Genomic DNA, 17,275 nt, shown 5'->3' with positions numbered 1-17,275 from the left:
CAACAATAAGAATGGATAAACCAAGAGAATTAAAAGTTATGCAAATTAAAGACTTATTTATTAAAGACATTAACCGTCCAATTAACGGTGTAGTAAAAGCTGATCAATTAGAAGAAAGCACGGTATTTACTGAGCTGGATGAATACGTAATTACTACAGAACTTGCGAAGCATTTCGAAGAGTTCTTTGATGCGTATATGCCATCCGTACGTGACCCTAAGGCTAAAGCTGCATCAGGTAAATTAGGCATCTGGGTAAGCGGTTTCTTTGGCTCAGGTAAGTCGCACTTCATTAAAATACTCTCTTACTTACTGCAAAATATTCAGACTACAGACGGTCAAGTAGATAAGTCTGCAATTGAATTCTTTAAAGATAAAAACCTAGATGGCTTCTTACTTGGTGAAATTGATACCGCAGTAACGAAAGAAAACACAGTTATCTTGTTTAATATTGATGCTAAAGCAAACACCGACGATGGCGACGATGCCGTATTAAAGGTTTTCCTAAAAGTATTCAATGAGCAAATGGGTTTTAGTGGTGATCACCCTCATATCGCGCATTTAGAGCGAGAGTTAGCAAGCAAAGGGTTGCTTAAAGAATTCCATAAAGAATTCTACAGCCTAACCGATATGGACTGGGTGGAGAACCGTGATTCATACGACTTCTACCGCGACGATATGGCTGATGCGTTAGGTAAGGTAACAAAGCAGTCGACAGAGTCCGCTCGTCAATGGGTTGAGCAGTTAGAAAATAACTTTACGTTAGATGTTTCCAACTTCTGTAAGTGGGTTAAAGAATACTTAGATGGCAACTCAGACCGCCGTGTCTTGTTCTTCGTCGATGAAGTAGGGCAGTTCATTGGTAATAACACCCAGATGATGCTGAAACTGCAAACCATCACTGAGAACTTAGGCACTATCTGTGAAGGCCGTGCATGGGTGGTTGTAACATCTCAAGAAGATATCGACTCAGTTATCGGCCAGATGGCTGGCTCTAAAGGCCATGATTTCTCTAAAATCCAAGGTCGATTTGAGCGTTTGTCACTATCAAGTTCAAATACCAGTGAAGTAATCGAAAAGCGTTTACTTTCAAAAGGTGATGCAGCCCGTGACGAGCTGCAAGATTTGTACGACCAAAAAGGCGATATCCTACGCAACCAACTTGCTTTTGATAATACGACAACGGCTGAACTTGCTAACTATAAAGACGCAACCAGCTTTATCCACAGCTACCCTTTTGTGCCATATCACTACACCCTAGTTCAAAAGATTTTTGAGGCTATTCGTAAAGCCGGAGCAACGGGTTTGCATTTGAGCCGTGGTGAGCGTTCATTACTTGATGCTTTCCAAAGTGCAGCGAAGCAAGTGCGTGAGCAAGAAGTGGGTGTACTTATTCCGCTTTATTACTTTTATCCCGCAATCGAGAGCTTCTTAGATACCTCAGTTAAAAAAGATATCGACCAAGCATCAGCAAAAGAATCAATCTCGCCATTTGCATTAAATATTCTAAAAAGCTTGTTCTTAATCCGCTATGTTGATGTTATCAAATCGACATTAGATAACCTTGTTACCCTTTGTGTAAATAAAATTGATGAAGATCGCTTGGCGCTTCGTCGTGACATTGAACAAGCATTGAATGCACTCGAGCAAAACTTGCTTATTGCTCGCCAAGGCGACGAATATATTTTCTTAACCAATGAAGAAAAAGAGATAGAAAATGAGATCCGGGAAACCGAAATTGAGCTTTCAGATGAAACCAAAAAGCTCAGCGATCTAATCTTTGATGACGTGCTGCGACGCGATAACATCTATCGTTACCCAGAAAACAAACAAGACTTCCCTATCAGTCGTTTTTGTAACGGTATTCCACGAGACGGCTCACAAGAAAATGACTTAGTAATTAAAGTGATTTCCCCAATAGACCCTAACTATGCCGAATACGACTCAACCGTATGTGCCAACCAATCACAAGATGGCAGCTCTATTAGTGGTCAAGGGGCCATCATCATTAAGCTTGCAGATAGCACTAAAGTTTTTGATGAAATCCGCACCTTTATCAAAACTGACAAGTTTTTGCGTCGTAATACGGGGAACCGTCCTGAGCAGCAACAATTGTTGCTCCAAAAAGGAACTGAAAACCAAGGGCGTAACCGACGTATAAAAGCGGAACTAGAAGAGCTATTAAAAGACGCTGAATTCTATGCTCTTGGCTCAAAACAAAATCCAAAAGGCGGTGCAATTAGCACCATACTTCAGGATTTATATCGATACGTTATCGAAAACACCTTTAGTAAACTTAAATTGGTTAAGCCATTCCCAGGCGACATTCGCCGTGAGATTCAAAATACCTTAGTCGCTGATGACCTCAGTCAAATCGGGCTTGATTTAAACGCTGATGAAGTCAATCCACTGGCTTCTATTGAAGTCGAAAAATTTATTGTCTTAGGTGATGAAAATGCTCGGCCCATTACCGCTGAAGATATAGTTAAACGCTTTTCTAAACGTCCCTTTGGCTGGAATGATGACGAAATTATTTTGATTCTCTCTCGCTTAGCGTTAACAAATAAAATCTGCTTCCAAATGCGTCAGCAAGACGTATCTCTTAAAAATGCTTACGACAACCTTATTCAGGTGAGAAAGCGGGCAGAGCTTCGTGTACGCCGTATCAAACAACAGTCTGAGGCCAACTTAAAACGTGCCGCTAAATTGTTCAAAGACGTATTAGGCAAAAACGCACCAGGCAGCGAAAAAGAGCTTTTCAGTGATGCTCAAAAATACTTAAGCGACATGAAATCTAAGCTCGATGACTTCTCAGTTGCACACAAAACGTTTGCAGGTAACTGCCCAGGTTTCAGTGAAATTGAAAACGGTAGAGTATTGTTAGCGGGTTTAATTGAAGCCCAGTCCAGTTATCAGTTCATCGATTCGTTTTTAGCAAGTGGCAACAGCTTATTAGACTTTGAAGAAGACTATCAAGATCTTGAAAACTTCTATGAGTCTCAATTCAGCACATGGCAGAAACTCAATAAAGCACTGACGATAGACTTTGATCGTAATCGCACAGCATTAGAAAAAAACACGGATGCGTTATCTGCTTTGCAAAAGCTTGAGGCTATCTACAACAAACCACAACCTTACCGTGATATTCGTGATGTTGAGCCGCTAATTGAAAAAATCGCCAAGGTAAATGAAAGTCTTTTAGTGGAGAAGCGAGCACATGCTAAATCGCGAATTGAGCACCGTATTGAACAGGTTCAACAGCAAGTTAAAGCTGCGCATGTTCCTAGCGAACTTAGCAACCAGGCATTAAGGCCTCTGCAGCTTGCGTTGCAAAGGTTAGATGACCTATCAGGCATTGCTGAAATTCTTCAAGAACAAGCAGAGTCAATTAACTTAGAAGAAGACGCTTACGACCTAATCAATAAGTTTATTGAAGAGCAACAAGCGCTAGCAGACAAAAAGGCGAAAGAAGAAGCAGCGAAAGCCGCAAATGCGAGTGCTAACTCAGGCACGGCTTCAGGTGCTAATACAGCTAACAGTGATGTCGATTACGAACCGACAAATACTCAGCCTCAACATGTAACAGAGCTCGAAACAGAACCTAAACTAGTTCCTAAGAAAATAGTCACGATTGATACATTAAGCCTAATGCGTGAAGTAAATAGCACAGGGGTTATTGAGACGGCTCAGGACATTGATAATTACTTATCAGCGTTAAAAGTAAAATTAACAACGCTGGTTAATAGCAATAATAAAGTGCGTATAAAGTAATTGAGGGTAGTTTAATGGCTTTGCCAATCAACATTGAGCAACTCCTGTTAGGTAAGATTATTGAGTCTGGCCGAATAGAATATAAAAAGGGATGGAACCCTGAGGTTATCCTTCGCACTATCTGTGCTTTTGCTAACGATCTACACAACGTTGGTGGTGGCTATGTGATCGTCGGTGTTGAAGAAGTCGATGGTGTTGCACAGTTTCCACCTGTTGGTTTAGCTGTAGATCAGCTCGACGCTATTCAAAAGGACTTATTAAAAGTTTGCCAGTTTATTCAACCTGACTACTTTCCCGTAGCTTCACCAGAAGAAGTGGCAGGTAAGTATATTCTTGTTATTTGGTGCCCACCAGGACAGCACAGGCCTTATAAGGCACCAAAAACCTTGGGTAAAGATGCAGCTATCAATAAGCCTTATTATGTTCGCAGAATGTCTTCCACTGTTGTTGCAAAAGGCATAGATGAACAACAATTGCTTGAGTATGCCGCCCATCAACGCACACCTTTTGATAATCAGGTTAATTATCACGCGAGCTTAAATGATATTAGCCTGATACATGTTACAAGCTTTCTTAGCGCTATTAACAGCGAGTTGCAGCATGAAGTGCCTAATATGCCCAAGGCCGATTTATTCCGGCAAATGCGTATTGTCTCTGGTGCAGAAGAAAATCTACACCCGTTAAACATCGGCTTGCTCATGTTTGCCGATAAACCACATGAGTTTTTCAGAGGTGCACGAATCGAGTTAGTGCAATATTTCGATGACATAGGTGATAAATTTCAAGAAACGTATTTTGAAGGCCCTATCTGGATACAGCTAAGAGAAGCTCTGGCATTTATAAAAAGCCAAATTATTAAAGAACAAGTAGTAAAGCGAGATGACGAAGCAGAAGCGCTGCGGTGCTTTAATTACCCGTTTGCTGCGATAGAAGAGGCATTGGCAAATGCGGTATTCCACAAAGGATATGACAAACACAATCCTATTGAGGTGTCTATTCGACCAGACCGAATAGAAATTTCTAGCTTTCCAGGGCCATTACCACCTGTGAATCAAGCAATGCTAAAGCAAGAACGAATAGTCTCTAGGGATACTAGAAACTCGCGTCTGGGAGACTTTTTAAAAGACCTGGACCTGACAGAAGGCAGGGGCACTGGTATTCGTAAAATAAGAAACCAAATGCAGCGAAATGGCTCCCCAGCCCCTAATTTCATAACTGATGATAACAATGTTTTTTTTATCACAGAGTTACTATTGCATCCTGCGTTCGATCAAGTTACCGATCAAGTTACCGATCAAGTTACCGATCAAGTTACCGATCAAGTTAAAGCATTATTGAACTGCCTTGCAGAGTCAGAAAAATCAAATAAAGAATGCATGGAGTTTTTGGGGTTAAGTCACCGACCTACATTTAAAGAAAACTACCTGCAACCTGCGTTGCATGACTCTTTAATAGTAATGACAATCCCAGACAAACCAACTAGTAGCAAACAAAAATATAAAATTACCCCAAAAGGGCGAGCTGCGCTTAATGTAGCTGAGGACTAAATAAAATGAATACTAAAAACTTAAAAGCATACGCTCCTAAAGCGCGTCGTCAGTTTATTGAAGCAGTTAAAAAACGTGCAGCTCAGTTTGGTATTTATGAAGACCGAATTGAAGAAGTTCGTATTGAAGGAGGCGCAGCCATTATCGAAGGTCGCGCCTTTACTCGTAAAGAAGGCGAACAGCGCAAGCGTTTGGAAAGCAAGGTTACAGAGCGCGGCTATGATATGTTTGTACGCGAAATGGCCTACACCTGGTTTAACCGTCTGGCCGCTATTCGTTATATGGAACTACATGATTATTTTGACCATGGTTTTCGCGTTTTATCGCATCCAACTAACTCTGAGAGCTTACCAGAGATCTTGAGCCATGCATCCGATGTGGCAGATAGCTTAAATTTAGATAAAAGCCATATCATAGAGCTACAACTTGCTGGTGATAAAGAAGAAGAGCTATATCGCGAATTACTCTTGGGCCAATGTCATCACCTTCATAAAATTATGCCATTTATGTTCGAGGCATTGGATGATGCGACTGAATTGCTACTGCCAAACAACCTAACCAAGACCGACTCTATTCTTAAAGGGTTGATCAACGACATTCCAGAAGAAGACTGGCAAGAGATAGAGGTTATCGGTTGGCTTTATCAGTTTTATATTTCAGAGCATAAAGATGCTGTTATCGGCAAAGTGGTTAAATCAGAAGATATTCCAGCGGCTACTCAGTTATTTACGCCAAATTGGATTGTTAAGTACCTAGTACAAAACTCTGTTGGCAGACAATGGCTGGCTACCTATCCAGACTCAGAGCTTAAAAGCAAAATGGAATACTACATTGAGCCTGCTGAGCAATCTGAAGAGGTTATCGAGCAGCTAAAAGCCATTACGCCAACGAGTATTGACCCAGAAGAAATCAAAGTGCTCGACCCTGCCTGTGGTTCAGGCCATATCTTGGTTGAAGTGTACGAAGTATTACGGGAAATCTATTTAGAGCGTGGTTACCGTCTTCGCGAAATTCCTGAACTAATTCTTACCAAGAACATTTATGGTTTAGATATAGATGATCGTGCGGCGCAGCTTGCTGGTTTTGCTCTAATGATGAAAGCTCGTGAAGATGACAGGCGCATCTTTCAACGAGTTGAAGGCGGTGAAGTATCATTAAATGTATTCTCATTGCAATCAACAGAACACCTAGATATTCCAAAACTTTGGAAGGCACTGGATTTAGAAGGTGCTCAACAAACAGGTGCCACAGGTGGCTTGTTTGAAACTACGGAAGAGTTTGTTCAGCCGACAGGTATTTACAAAGAATATTTTGAGCTAATACAAGAGCTGAAATCGTCATTTTTGCAAGCTAAAACACTTGGTTCATTGATTAAGGTTGAACATCAAAAATTAAATAACTTATTTGCACTGAAGGAAGCGCTAGTAAAGACAGCTTTTGACTCAGATCCTGCTGCAAAGCAAGCTGCTGTAGAACTATTCCCTATTATTAATCAGGCACTCTGTCTGGCACAGCAATATGATGCTTTAGTTGCAAACCCTCCTTATATGGGAAGGAAATACCAAAATAATGAAGTTAAGTCTTATTTAAAAGATAATTTTACAAATAATGAAAAAGACTTATTTTCAGCATTCATCTGTAGAAACCTTGACCTTACAAAACCTTCAGGCTATCTGGGTTTCATGACTCCGTTTGTTTGGATGTTCATCTCTAGCTATGAGCACCTTCGAAATAAAATATTGTCCACTCACTCTATAGGCTCGTTAATTCAACTTGAATATGGTGGTTTTGAAGGGGCTACGGTTGCGGTTTGCTCTTTTACTTTAATGAAAGAGCATTTAGAAAATCATGTTGGTTCATATATACGATTATCTGAATTTAAAGGAGTAAAAAATCAGCAACCTAAAACACTAGAAGCAATACGCAACCCATCAAGTAATTGGTTTTATCAAACTAATCAAAACTCGTACTCTGCGATTCCTGGTAAGCCGATAGCTTATTGGGCACAAAGTTCAGTGTTAGATAGCTTTAAGTGCAGTAAAGTGATGAGAGATATAAGTCACTCATTTCAGGGGATGATTACAGGAAATAATGACTATTTTTTACGTTATTGGTGGGAAATAAATTATAACGATATTGTTGCTAGTTCAGAGTCTTATGGAGAAGTTAAAGGCGTAAACTGTTGGGTTCCTTATAGTAAAGGTGGAGGATTTAGAAAGTGGTTTGGGAACAATGATCATGTTATAAGATGGAATGGGTATGGCGATGACATGGTTAGAGGAAGAACAGAAAATCGCAAGCACTTTTTTAAAGAAGGTCTAACTTGGTCAGATATTGCTTCATCATTGTCATCATTTAGATTACAGCCTAAATCAACTTTATTTGATGCAAAAGGGCCTACAGCAGTATATAACGACAATGAACACATCCCTTGTATTGGGTTAATGAACTCTGTTTTTAGCCAAAAAATAATAGAAATGTTAAATCCTTCTGTTAGCTTTCAACTAGAAGAGTTTAATAAAATTCCAATAGCTCTCAATTTAACAAAAAACCAAAAATTAATTGTTGCAGTTGAGAGCAGTATTGATATAGCTAAAAAAGATTGGAACTCTAAAGAGGAGAGGTTTGAGTTTGAAAAATCTAGTTTATTAAATGAAAACGAAGGTAATTTATTAAAAAATTCATATATGAGTTTGTTAGAGTCTAATAAAAAACTAGTTAAAAAACTTATGAGCCTTGAAGTCGCAATTAATCAAGAGGTCTCCAAAGAGTATTCCTTTGACTTTGATGAAGATGACTTTCTATCTACAAACCTAATAAGTCTCGATTGCAACCCTGTATATGCTTATGGTTCGAAGTTGACTGATGAAGAGTATAAACAACGACAACAATCGGACGAACTTCAAAATCTAGTTAGTTTTAGCCTTGGTTGTATGATGGGACGTTTTTCGTTAGATAGAGAAGGTCTTGTGTTCGCTAACTCTGGTAACGAGGGGGTTAAAGAACTGGAGGCTAAAGGAGCGTTCAACACTTACCCTGCCGACGACGACGGAATCATACCATTAGCGTCTGAAGAGTGGTTATTTGACGACGATGCAACGACTCGTTTCAAAGAATTTGTTAAAACCGTTTGGGGGGATGAACATTTATCTGAAAACTTAGAATTTGTTGCTGAAAGCTTGTGTTTACACGCACTTAAACCGCTCTCTACCAAAAAGGGAAGTGGTGAAAGTGCAATGGACACAATTCGTCGTTACTTCTCGACGCAGTTCTTTAAAGATCATTGTAAGACCTATAAGAAACGTCCTATCTATTGGCTATTTAGTTCAGGTAAAGAAAAAGCCTTTGAATGTTTAGTGTATTTGCATCGTTATAACGAAGGCACGCTATCACGTATGCGTACCGAGTATGTCACACCTCTTATGGGTAAATACGATGCCCAGCATGTCTCACTGTCGGAACAGCACGTTCAAGCAACAGGCACCGAAGCTCGGCGCATCGAGAAAGACATTAAATCGTTGGAGAAAAAACAAGCCGAACTCCGCATTTTCGACGAGCAGCTAAAACACTACGCCGAAAAACGTATCACCCTTGACCTAGATGATGGTGTTAAAGCTAACTACGGCAAATTCGGCAACTTACTGGCCGATGTAAAAGCCATCCACGGTAAGGCAGTGAAATAGTATGACCGTTAACAGACTTACGAGTGCTGAGGATGTTAAACGGCGTTTGCTAAAAAAACTCCAAAATGGTCAAGGCTTATTGGTTGATATTGAAATAGAAGTAAGTGAGCTTCAAAAGCAAGGGCATTACACGCAGGCTTTTTTAACCCAGTGGATGGCAGTAGAGCAAATTGCTATCCACATTATTCGCACCTCACAGGTGTGTAATTGGTGTGAAGATGCGTTTAAATCGTTGACCCATAATTTAAAAGATATCGGTTTCTCTGATGAGTCTTTTGAAGAAAAAATATATGAGCCGTTATTTTCTAAATATTTAGCTTCAAGAAGTTCGTTCGAGAAGATAAATGCTGATCAAGTCTACAAGTGTTTGAAGAAGATTGTACCTGAAGTTGACGAGTTTAAACTTAAACAGCTTCTGGCAGATAAGTTATCAAAGGAGTTAGCTGTTCAAAGAACAGGTAGTGTTCAAAAAACAGTGCGCAAGCAAAGAAACGAAATAATCCATAAAAATGGGCGGATAAGTGAGGCTGACTATCAAGGTAACCAGCCATTCTTTGATTACTTTTTTCAGGTTATTCGTGAGTTCAGGGATTGATGATGAAACTGCGCCCTTATCAACATGAAGCTATTTCAGCTTTAGTCGATTTCTATTTGCACTCTAGCGAATGCAAAGGCTTGTGCGTCTTACCTACTGCCAGTGGCAAAACCGTGATCTTTGCTCAGTTGATTAAGCAACTAATTGAGCAGCACCCGAGCCTTCACGTACTGATGCTAGCTCATACCCAGGAAATCGTTCAGCAAAATGAAGATAAATTAAAAGCTATCTGGCCCGATGCTGATATTGGTATTTACTGCGCTGGGCTTGGCCGTAAAGAAATAAAGCAGATAACATCGGCCAGTCGAGATTCGATAATTAAAGAAATAGGTGAATACCCGGAATGGGACTTGGTGATAGTCGATGAAGCGCACCTTATCCCGCCAGAGCAAACGGCGCGTTATCAGTATATTTTAGATACTATTTCTTTGCATGGCCCAGAGCCTAAAATTATCGGCTTTACAGCCACGCCATTTCGTATGCAGTCTAGCGAAATATTTGGTGAAGAAAAAAACAAGCTGTTCAAAAAGCTGATATATAGAAAGCGTATAGATGAGTTGGTGAATTCAGGTTATCTATGTAATTTAAGGGCAGTGGTAACAGACAACCGCGCTGTTGCCGATACATCTAAGGTGAGAGTCAGTAAGAATGACTTTGTACAGACCGACCTGGAACAAGTCACAGCTGTTGAGCCCATAGTAGAGGCAATTGTTGCCGATTGGCTAAATAAAACGTCGGGTAATCTACCCACCGTTTTTTTCGCCAGTTCAGTTGCCCAAGCGCACATGTTTGAGCATTGTTTGGCGACTTTTGGTTTTGACTTCCCGTTAATTACCGCAACAACAGCAAAAGCGCAACGCGCTGAATACCTATCCGAGTTTGATAGTGGCAATATCCAAGGTCTTGTTAATGTCGCTACATTAACAACAGGCTGGGACGCGCCAAGGCTTGCTTGTATTGTCAACGCCAGGCCCACAAGAAGCCCAGCGCTATTTTTACAAATTGTGGGCAGGGGCTTGCGCCTGCACCCATCAAAGAATGAAACGTTACTACTCGATTATGGGCAAAACCTCGAAAGGTTTGGTGTACTTGAGCGTGTGAAACCCGAGCTTGAAGATAGACAGCACCACGACGAGCAAAATTTGGTTACCGCTTGCGAAGTATGCGATACCGTGGTTTCGGTATATGAATTAGAATGCCCATTTTGCACAGAGACACTTAGAGATGACGACATTAGCATCTGCTATGAATGCAATGCTGGCAATGATAGATACAGCCAGTTTTGTGAGGTGTGCGGGGAAGTGCTGGAAGAAAATAAAGGAAGAGTATAAAAGTGAAACTTCAAAGTTTGAGTGATATTTTTGAACGTCGTCTATTGCGAATACCCGACTACCAGCGCGGCTATGCTTGGTTAGAACACCAGTTAGAGGATTTCTGGGAAGACATACTTCATTTAAGTATTGAACGGGTGCATTACACGGGGGTGATCACGTTAGAACCTGTACCACGTGCACAGTGGTCAAAATGGGAAAATGACGAGTGGATCATTGAAGGTCTGGGCTTCAAGCCATTTTATGTAGTTGATGGGCAACAACGCCTAACTACATCCATGGTCTTAATGCAGGCGATTTTAGAAACGGTTGAAAAGGATGTACAGCTGAATTATCAGTCAGTAGAAAGCATCAAAAATAGATACATTTTAAATATTGCTGACGACGGCTTACGCGAAAGCTTTGTCTTTGGCTATGAGAAAGATAACCCAAGTGACGAGTATTTAAAAACGCAAATATTTGGTGTGCACTCCCATAGCAATCAACACCAGGAAACCCTGTATACCCAGAACTTACAGCGAGCAAAGACCTATTTTAAGAAGAAGCTAGCAGAGCTTTCTACTGATGAAATAGCCCTAATCTATAAAAAGCTGACGCAGAAATTTAAATTCAATTTGTACGAAATTGATGAAGAAATCGATGTGTTTGTGACCTTTGAAACCATGAATAATCGAGGCAAACCTTTAACCAGCTTAGAGCTGCTGAAGAACAGGTTGATCTACCTTTCCACGCTCTTTAAAGAGCATGAAGGCCATGCCCTGCTTAGGGCAAAGATCAATAATGCATGGAAAACTATATACGAGTATCTAGGTAAAAATCCTGAAGCGCCTTTAAGTGATCACCTCTTTTTAAGAAATCATTGGACAATGTATTTTAAGTACAGTCGCCGTAAAGGAGATGATTACATCAAATACCTGTTAGATGAGAAATTCACGGCAAGAAATGTCACGCATCCAGCTAAAGAGTCAGACCAACTGACGGTAGAAGAAGTAAACGATTATGTTATCAGTTTGCAGCAATCTATTCGCCCTTGGTTCTATATGCACAATCCTTATTTTCCAATGCCTGAATACAAGGATGAGCGCAACAAGCAGCTGCTTGATAGGCTTCATAGGCTCAGCTTTAGAGCATTTAAGCCCCTGTTATTGGCGGCTTACGTTTCGGGCCAATCAATTGAGCAAATTAATAAGCTTTTAGTAATAGCCGAGCGTTATAACTTTACCTTGTTTACCCTGAGCCAGCGCCGTTCAAATACAGGTGACACTGAGTTTTTTAGCATGGCAAGAGACTTACTTGTAGGCACAACAGACATCGATACCATTGTTGAAAAAGCACAGGGCTGGATAAAGCATTACTATGATCCTCAACGTTTTTATAGCAACATCGCTGAGAAGTATGAGTTGGGCCTGGGGGGATTCTTTAAATGGGATGGGCTTAGGTACTTTCTATACGAGTATGAGCAGTGGTTGCAAGGCAGAGGCAAGCAGTCGTCGATCAAGCTTTCTTGGAAGTCATTGTCTGAGAAAAGAAAAGATCACGTTACTATTGAGCATATTTTCCCTCAAACCCCAACGGACGAATATTGGCTAAATAGGTTTGGTCATTTAGATAAAGAACAAACGCAATTTGTTGCCCACTCCTTAGGTAATTTACTGCCTTTAAGCAGGGCTAAAAATGCGAGTCTGCAAAACGATAACTTTGCTCTCAAAAAGAATAATGGTAACGGTGTGGGCTATTACAATGGCTCGGTATCTGAGAATGAAGTTGCCCAGTACCAGCAGTGGTGCCCATCAAGCATTTTAGAAAGGGGCTTACAGCTTTTAGAGTTTATGGAAGCTCGTTGGCAGATTGAGTTGGGTGATAATGAGTTTAAGGTTGCACTTCTGCACCTTAATAACCTAGAGCTACATAGCGAAGAAATCATACAGGGAAGTAATAATGGCTAAAAAATATAGACAAGACAATGACCTTGAGTTTTTTAAATTAGCTGACAACGAAATGTTAGGTGTTTTAGTTAAATATTTGACCGAAGATAAAGATGGCGAACGAAGAGTTACTGAACAGCTAACCAATAAGGAGGCATTTAAGCAATGCAATGACGACTACCATCAAGTGTGGCAATTAATAGCGACAGAGTTACAGTGTTTTGGTGGTGATACACTTGTTAATGTATTTAGGGGGGGCGGGGTAAGTTACAAAGAAATACTTACCGATGTTTGTGATCGCTTGAGTGTTAAATATGATTCACAGCAGCCTACTTTAGAGATTGAAGATTTACTTTTACAAAAGTTCTTTAAAGATTCCTGGGAAAGTATGTCAGATGAAGACAGGAATGAAACGCTAGGTATATTAGATGTCGACTCAAGTATGTCTCAAAGTTCAGCATTTGAATATATTTACCAAAATTTAGGTAAGCAAGGTTACTTAACTTATCAGGTTGCTCTACTTGTTGCTGCTGCATTTGCACAAAATATGATAGGGCGTTCTGCCGCGCTTGGGGTCACACAATTTGTGGCCGGAAGAACTGCTTCAGTTTTCTTTGGGCCTGTGGGTATTATCCTGGCAGGTTTTGCCTCTTTACCACTTATCTCTGGCCCAGCATATAGAGTTACGGTACCAGCAGTTGTACAGATTGCGGCAATGAGAAAACAATTATTGAGTAAAGAAGAAGGATTTTTTTAATGGATTTTAATACAGTTTTCACTTTTGATATTCCGAATATCTACCCAGAAGTTTTAGAAGGTATAAAGCAAGGAACAATCACAATACGTGATGGCGTTGCCTATTGGAATGAGCTGGCAGATAAAGCAGGAATCGCACAACATCTGCCCTTGAAAGAAACTGTCTCTAACTTTGATTCGTTACAAGAGCTAATGCAAGCAGCGCACACCACTCAGCTCATGGCCATTGGCATATCGACAGGTATAACACTGGCGGCGACCGTCGTACAGACCATGTATCTTTCAAAAAAACTTGATGAATTGCAGCATACGGCTGAAGCGATCAGTAAAGACATAGAGGCTCAAAACGTACTGTTTTTTATTGATAAAGCGTCTGAATATATCGGAGTTGTTGAATCAGCCCGAGTGATCTTATTGGATAAAGCCTTGGTTGAGGAAACAAGGGATGTTGCTGGTGCCTTGCTTGCAAGTATGGCTTGTAAAAGAAATGAATTAATGTCATTTCTCGACAACCTAGTTAACTTTGCAGACCAAGTTAGTAATAAGCATTTCTTGGATACGATTGGGTTTATACAGCAAATGCTTGATTTATTGCCTAAAGCTATCAATTTGGAAAGTCAGTTCTGTGATCGCTATGGCAAATTTACACTTGCAAATCACTTACTGCAGCACAGCGGGGTTAGGTATGATAGAACACTCACCCTGTTCAGGGATTGGTGCAATGAAAAAGCTAACGGGTTACTGCATGGTAATACTGATTTTCGAGCAGACGTTATCGCGAACCAAAAAAGTAATTTAAAAGCATTGTTTCATAATGAGATAAATCAGCAGCTATTACAGGAACTTGCGCTACCAAAGTTAGCTGAGAAAGTAGAAGAAACTCAGCACCATAAATTAGTTAGTTAAGAAAAATGAATTTAGAGCAAATAAAGCAAGGCATATTAGCCAAATTTGAAAAGTGCAGACTGGTATTTTGGCAAGATGAAGACGTTGAATTCCTAGAGCAGTTATCCACACTGAAAAGCGAGCTTGATACGAGCAATATTGAGTTGATTGAGCTTGATGACACATCTCATTTTGAAGTTAAGCAACGTATTGAACTGAAGGAGCCAAAGTCCAACTTTTTGCTCTACAGTAATAAGCCACAAAGCGAGCCTACTCGTGACTGGCTATACGATATTCGTTTGTATGCACAGCAGTTTTATGCCGACTCCAGCTCAATGATTTTAAATGAGCTGGGTATGCGCATGGAGTTTCGCCAAGATATAAACCGATATAAGAAATTTTTTACTAATCAACAAAGATATAACAAGCTCAAGAAGCTATTACCGGAAAAAGCAGAGAAACAAACCTTAGAACTAGCAATGATAGCGGTACTGGCCAAAGTGGAAACGCTTGCCTTTTCTGCTTTGCTTCATCAGCTAATTAGGCTTTATGCTGAACAGCCCGTAAAAGCTGAAGAGCTGATCAATGAATTTGAAAAGTTCGATCTCGCTGGCGTCTTTTGGAAAATGGCTGTGGAAGAGTTTGGTTATCTTACTCTTGATATTTGGACCGTAAACGCAAGCAGAGCTGAACAGAGCAGTGGTGTTGCTCCATCTATCAAAGACCTGTTAGCTAAGCTTTTGATTACTGATTGCTTCCACGGCATACAGTCGTCTGGTGTTGCTGTTCAAAACTATGACTTTTCTTCTAGTTTGTCGTCTCATTTACTACCAGTGAATGGTAACGACGAAAGTCTAGCTTCATACCCCAAAGATATTAGAGAATTACTTTTAAATACTGCGTCAAAGCGTGCATCAGTGGTTAACTTTGTCTCGTCGTGGCGAGAAAGTAGAACGCTTTCTGAATCGTATAATACAGTTGCTGTTGCGATTGCTGATGAACTTGAAATTAAGAATAAATTATCAGAATTTAAACACCCGAAGGACTTGATTGGTGTTGAAACTTTCGTTGAAGCGGATCAGCAACTAATTAAGTTACTAGCGACAGATTTGCCAGCTTTTAGCGCCATTGAAATTAATGAGTGGGTTTCGAAAAAATTGCGTGGTCACTGGTGCTCAGCTAGTTCTGTTAAAGAGAGCAAAAACTATGCATGTATTCTTAAAGCGTTAAGAGCGGCCAAAGAGTTCTATGACCTAAAAGAAAAGCATATCGAAGGATTTCTCTTTGATAGCGCAAAAAACCTTTATCGAGCGTATGAAGAAGAACTTTATAAGTTTGACCATGCGTATCGTATTTTTAGTGAAAACTCGATCGAAATTAGCAAGAACGGTTCTGATATTCTAAAAGCTACTGGACTCGTAGAAGATATTGAGAACCTCTACGTTGATTGGTACCTGCATGACTTGGCAATTGCTTGGGGCAAGTTGATTGACGAAGAAAACTTACTAGAAAGCTGGAAGCTGCCAGGAGTTCATAATCAACAAGACTTTTTCCGTGAAGAAGTAAGAAGTGTTTTAAACAATACGCAAGTAAAACGTGTATTTGTAATTATTTCTGATGCCCTTCGTTATGAAGTTGCGCATGATATCCATCAGCAAATAAATGATGAAAAACGCTTTAAATCCGAGATCAAGTCCCAGTTAGGTGTCGTTCCATCATATACCCAGCTTGGCATGGGTTGCCTTCTTCCCCATAAAAAATTAACTGCTCACCTTGGGAGTAAGCCTGAGTATAAAGCAGATGGTCTGTCAGTTCATGGGCATGATAACCGTCATAAGATCTTGGAGCAGCATGGTGGCGTCGCATTTAAGGCCGACGAGGTATTGAACTGGACTAACCAAGAAGGCAGAGAAAAAGTTAAAGAAGCCCAGGTTGTTTATATCTACCATGACGAGATTGACGCTATAGGTGATAAACAAGGTACTGAAAACCAAACATTTGAAGCGGCCCGTGATGCAGTTGATGAAATAAAACTGCTGATAGGTCGTATTATTAATCGCCTTAACGGTAGCCGAGTATTGATAACGGCTGATCATGGCTTTTTGTTCAAGATGACGGATGTAACGGATTCAGACAAAACAGCACTTAAATCAAAACCAGCAGGAACGACTGAAGCTAAGAAGCGCTATGTTATTGGGTCAAACCTTCCGAGTGATAGTTATTACTGGAAGGGGAAATTAACGAATACGGCTGGTATTGATATTGAAAAGGGTGATGATGCCGAGTTTATAATCCCAAGGGGTAGCAACCGCTTTAACTTTGTTGGCGGCGCCAAGTTCATTCATGGGGGTATCATGCCTCAAGAAATTTGTGTTCCGGTTCTGCATGTTAGAGAGCTAGATTCCAAAGGGCAAACTAAGCATGCCAAACAAAAAGTCAGTGCTGTGCCTCTCAATAATCCAGTCAAAATTGTTTCTAATATTGATCGCATTCAATTTCTACAAACAGACCCCGTGGGCGAAAAGTTTAAAGCTCGAGAGTTATTAATTTGGATTGAAGACCCAGGTGGCAAAAAAGTAAGCTCAAGTGAGAGGGTTTTATTTGAGTCACCTTCTCAAAATATGGAAGAGCGCAAAAGGAATGTTCAAATTAAATTGGAAGGCAGCGGTTTTGATAGGACCGTGAGTTACAAGCTAATTATGGAAGATACTGATAGCAAAGTGAGAGCAACACATTCAGTAATTATAGATATAGCTTTTGAAGATGATTTTTTCTAGAGGTAG

General features: G+C 40.3%; 9 protein-coding genes. All 9 read left to right on the top strand.

Translation table 11 applies throughout. The annotated features are described in order from the left end of the window. Window positions 1–11: 11 nt before the first annotated feature. Genes brxC through pglZ form a run of 9 tightly spaced genes read left to right on the top strand, consistent with a single transcriptional unit; the run spans window position 12 to window position 17,269 of the window. The gene (brxC, locus tag C2M35_RS06890; RefSeq protein WP_234000034.1) at window positions 12–3,770 is read left to right on the top strand and encodes a BREX system P-loop protein BrxC; all 3,759 of its coding nucleotides are present in this window, start codon (window positions 12–14) and stop codon (window positions 3,768–3,770) included. 14 nt (window positions 3,771–3,784) lie between these two features. Next, window positions 3,785–5,317 (top strand): Fic family protein, encoded by a 1,533-nt coding sequence (locus tag C2M35_RS06885; RefSeq protein ID WP_105264931.1) that lies wholly within the window; start codon window positions 3,785–3,787, stop codon window positions 5,315–5,317. A 5-nt stretch (window positions 5,318–5,322) separates the two neighbouring features. Continuing rightward, complete coding sequence (gene pglX / locus C2M35_RS06880; protein WP_105264930.1) at window positions 5,323–9,000, top strand: BREX-1 system adenine-specific DNA-methyltransferase PglX; 3,678 nt, start codon at window positions 5,323–5,325, stop codon at window positions 8,998–9,000. 1 nt (window position 9,001) lies between these two features. After that, window positions 9,002–9,595 (top strand): hypothetical protein, encoded by a 594-nt coding sequence (locus C2M35_RS06875; RefSeq protein WP_105264929.1) that lies wholly within the window; start codon window positions 9,002–9,004, stop codon window positions 9,593–9,595. Then, the gene (locus C2M35_RS06870; RefSeq protein WP_105264928.1) at window positions 9,595–10,926 is read left to right on the top strand and encodes a DEAD/DEAH box helicase; all 1,332 of its coding nucleotides are present in this window, start codon (window positions 9,595–9,597) and stop codon (window positions 10,924–10,926) included. Before C2M35_RS06875 ends, C2M35_RS06870 begins: the two co-directional genes overlap by 1 nt. A 2-nt stretch (window positions 10,927–10,928) precedes the next feature. After that, window positions 10,929–12,872: a DUF262 domain-containing protein gene (locus tag C2M35_RS06865; RefSeq protein ID WP_105264927.1), complete on the top strand. Its 1,944-nt coding sequence runs from the start codon at window positions 10,929–10,931 to the stop codon at window positions 12,870–12,872. Further along, entirely contained in the window at window positions 12,865–13,608 is a 744-nt protein-coding gene (locus tag C2M35_RS06860; RefSeq protein WP_105264926.1) for a DUF3944 domain-containing protein, read from the top strand. The genes C2M35_RS06865 and C2M35_RS06860 overlap by 8 nt, the downstream gene beginning before the upstream one ends. Next, window positions 13,608–14,513 carry a hypothetical protein gene (locus C2M35_RS06855; RefSeq protein WP_105264925.1) on the top strand — a complete coding sequence of 302 codons (906 nt, stop codon included), beginning with the start codon at window positions 13,608–13,610 and terminating at the stop codon, window positions 14,511–14,513. Before C2M35_RS06860 ends, C2M35_RS06855 begins: the two co-directional genes overlap by 1 nt. A gap of 5 nt (window positions 14,514–14,518) precedes the next feature. Further along, complete coding sequence (gene pglZ / locus C2M35_RS06850) at window positions 14,519–17,269, top strand: BREX-1 system phosphatase PglZ type A (RefSeq protein WP_105264924.1); 2,751 nt, start codon at window positions 14,519–14,521, stop codon at window positions 17,267–17,269. Window positions 17,270–17,275 lie beyond the last annotated feature (6 nt).

This window comes from Pseudoalteromonas sp. T1lg76, from assembly GCF_002964725.1.
Taxonomy (GTDB): Bacteria; Pseudomonadota; Gammaproteobacteria; order Enterobacterales; family Alteromonadaceae; genus Pseudoalteromonas.
This window is presented reverse-complemented; position numbering and strand designations above follow the sequence as displayed.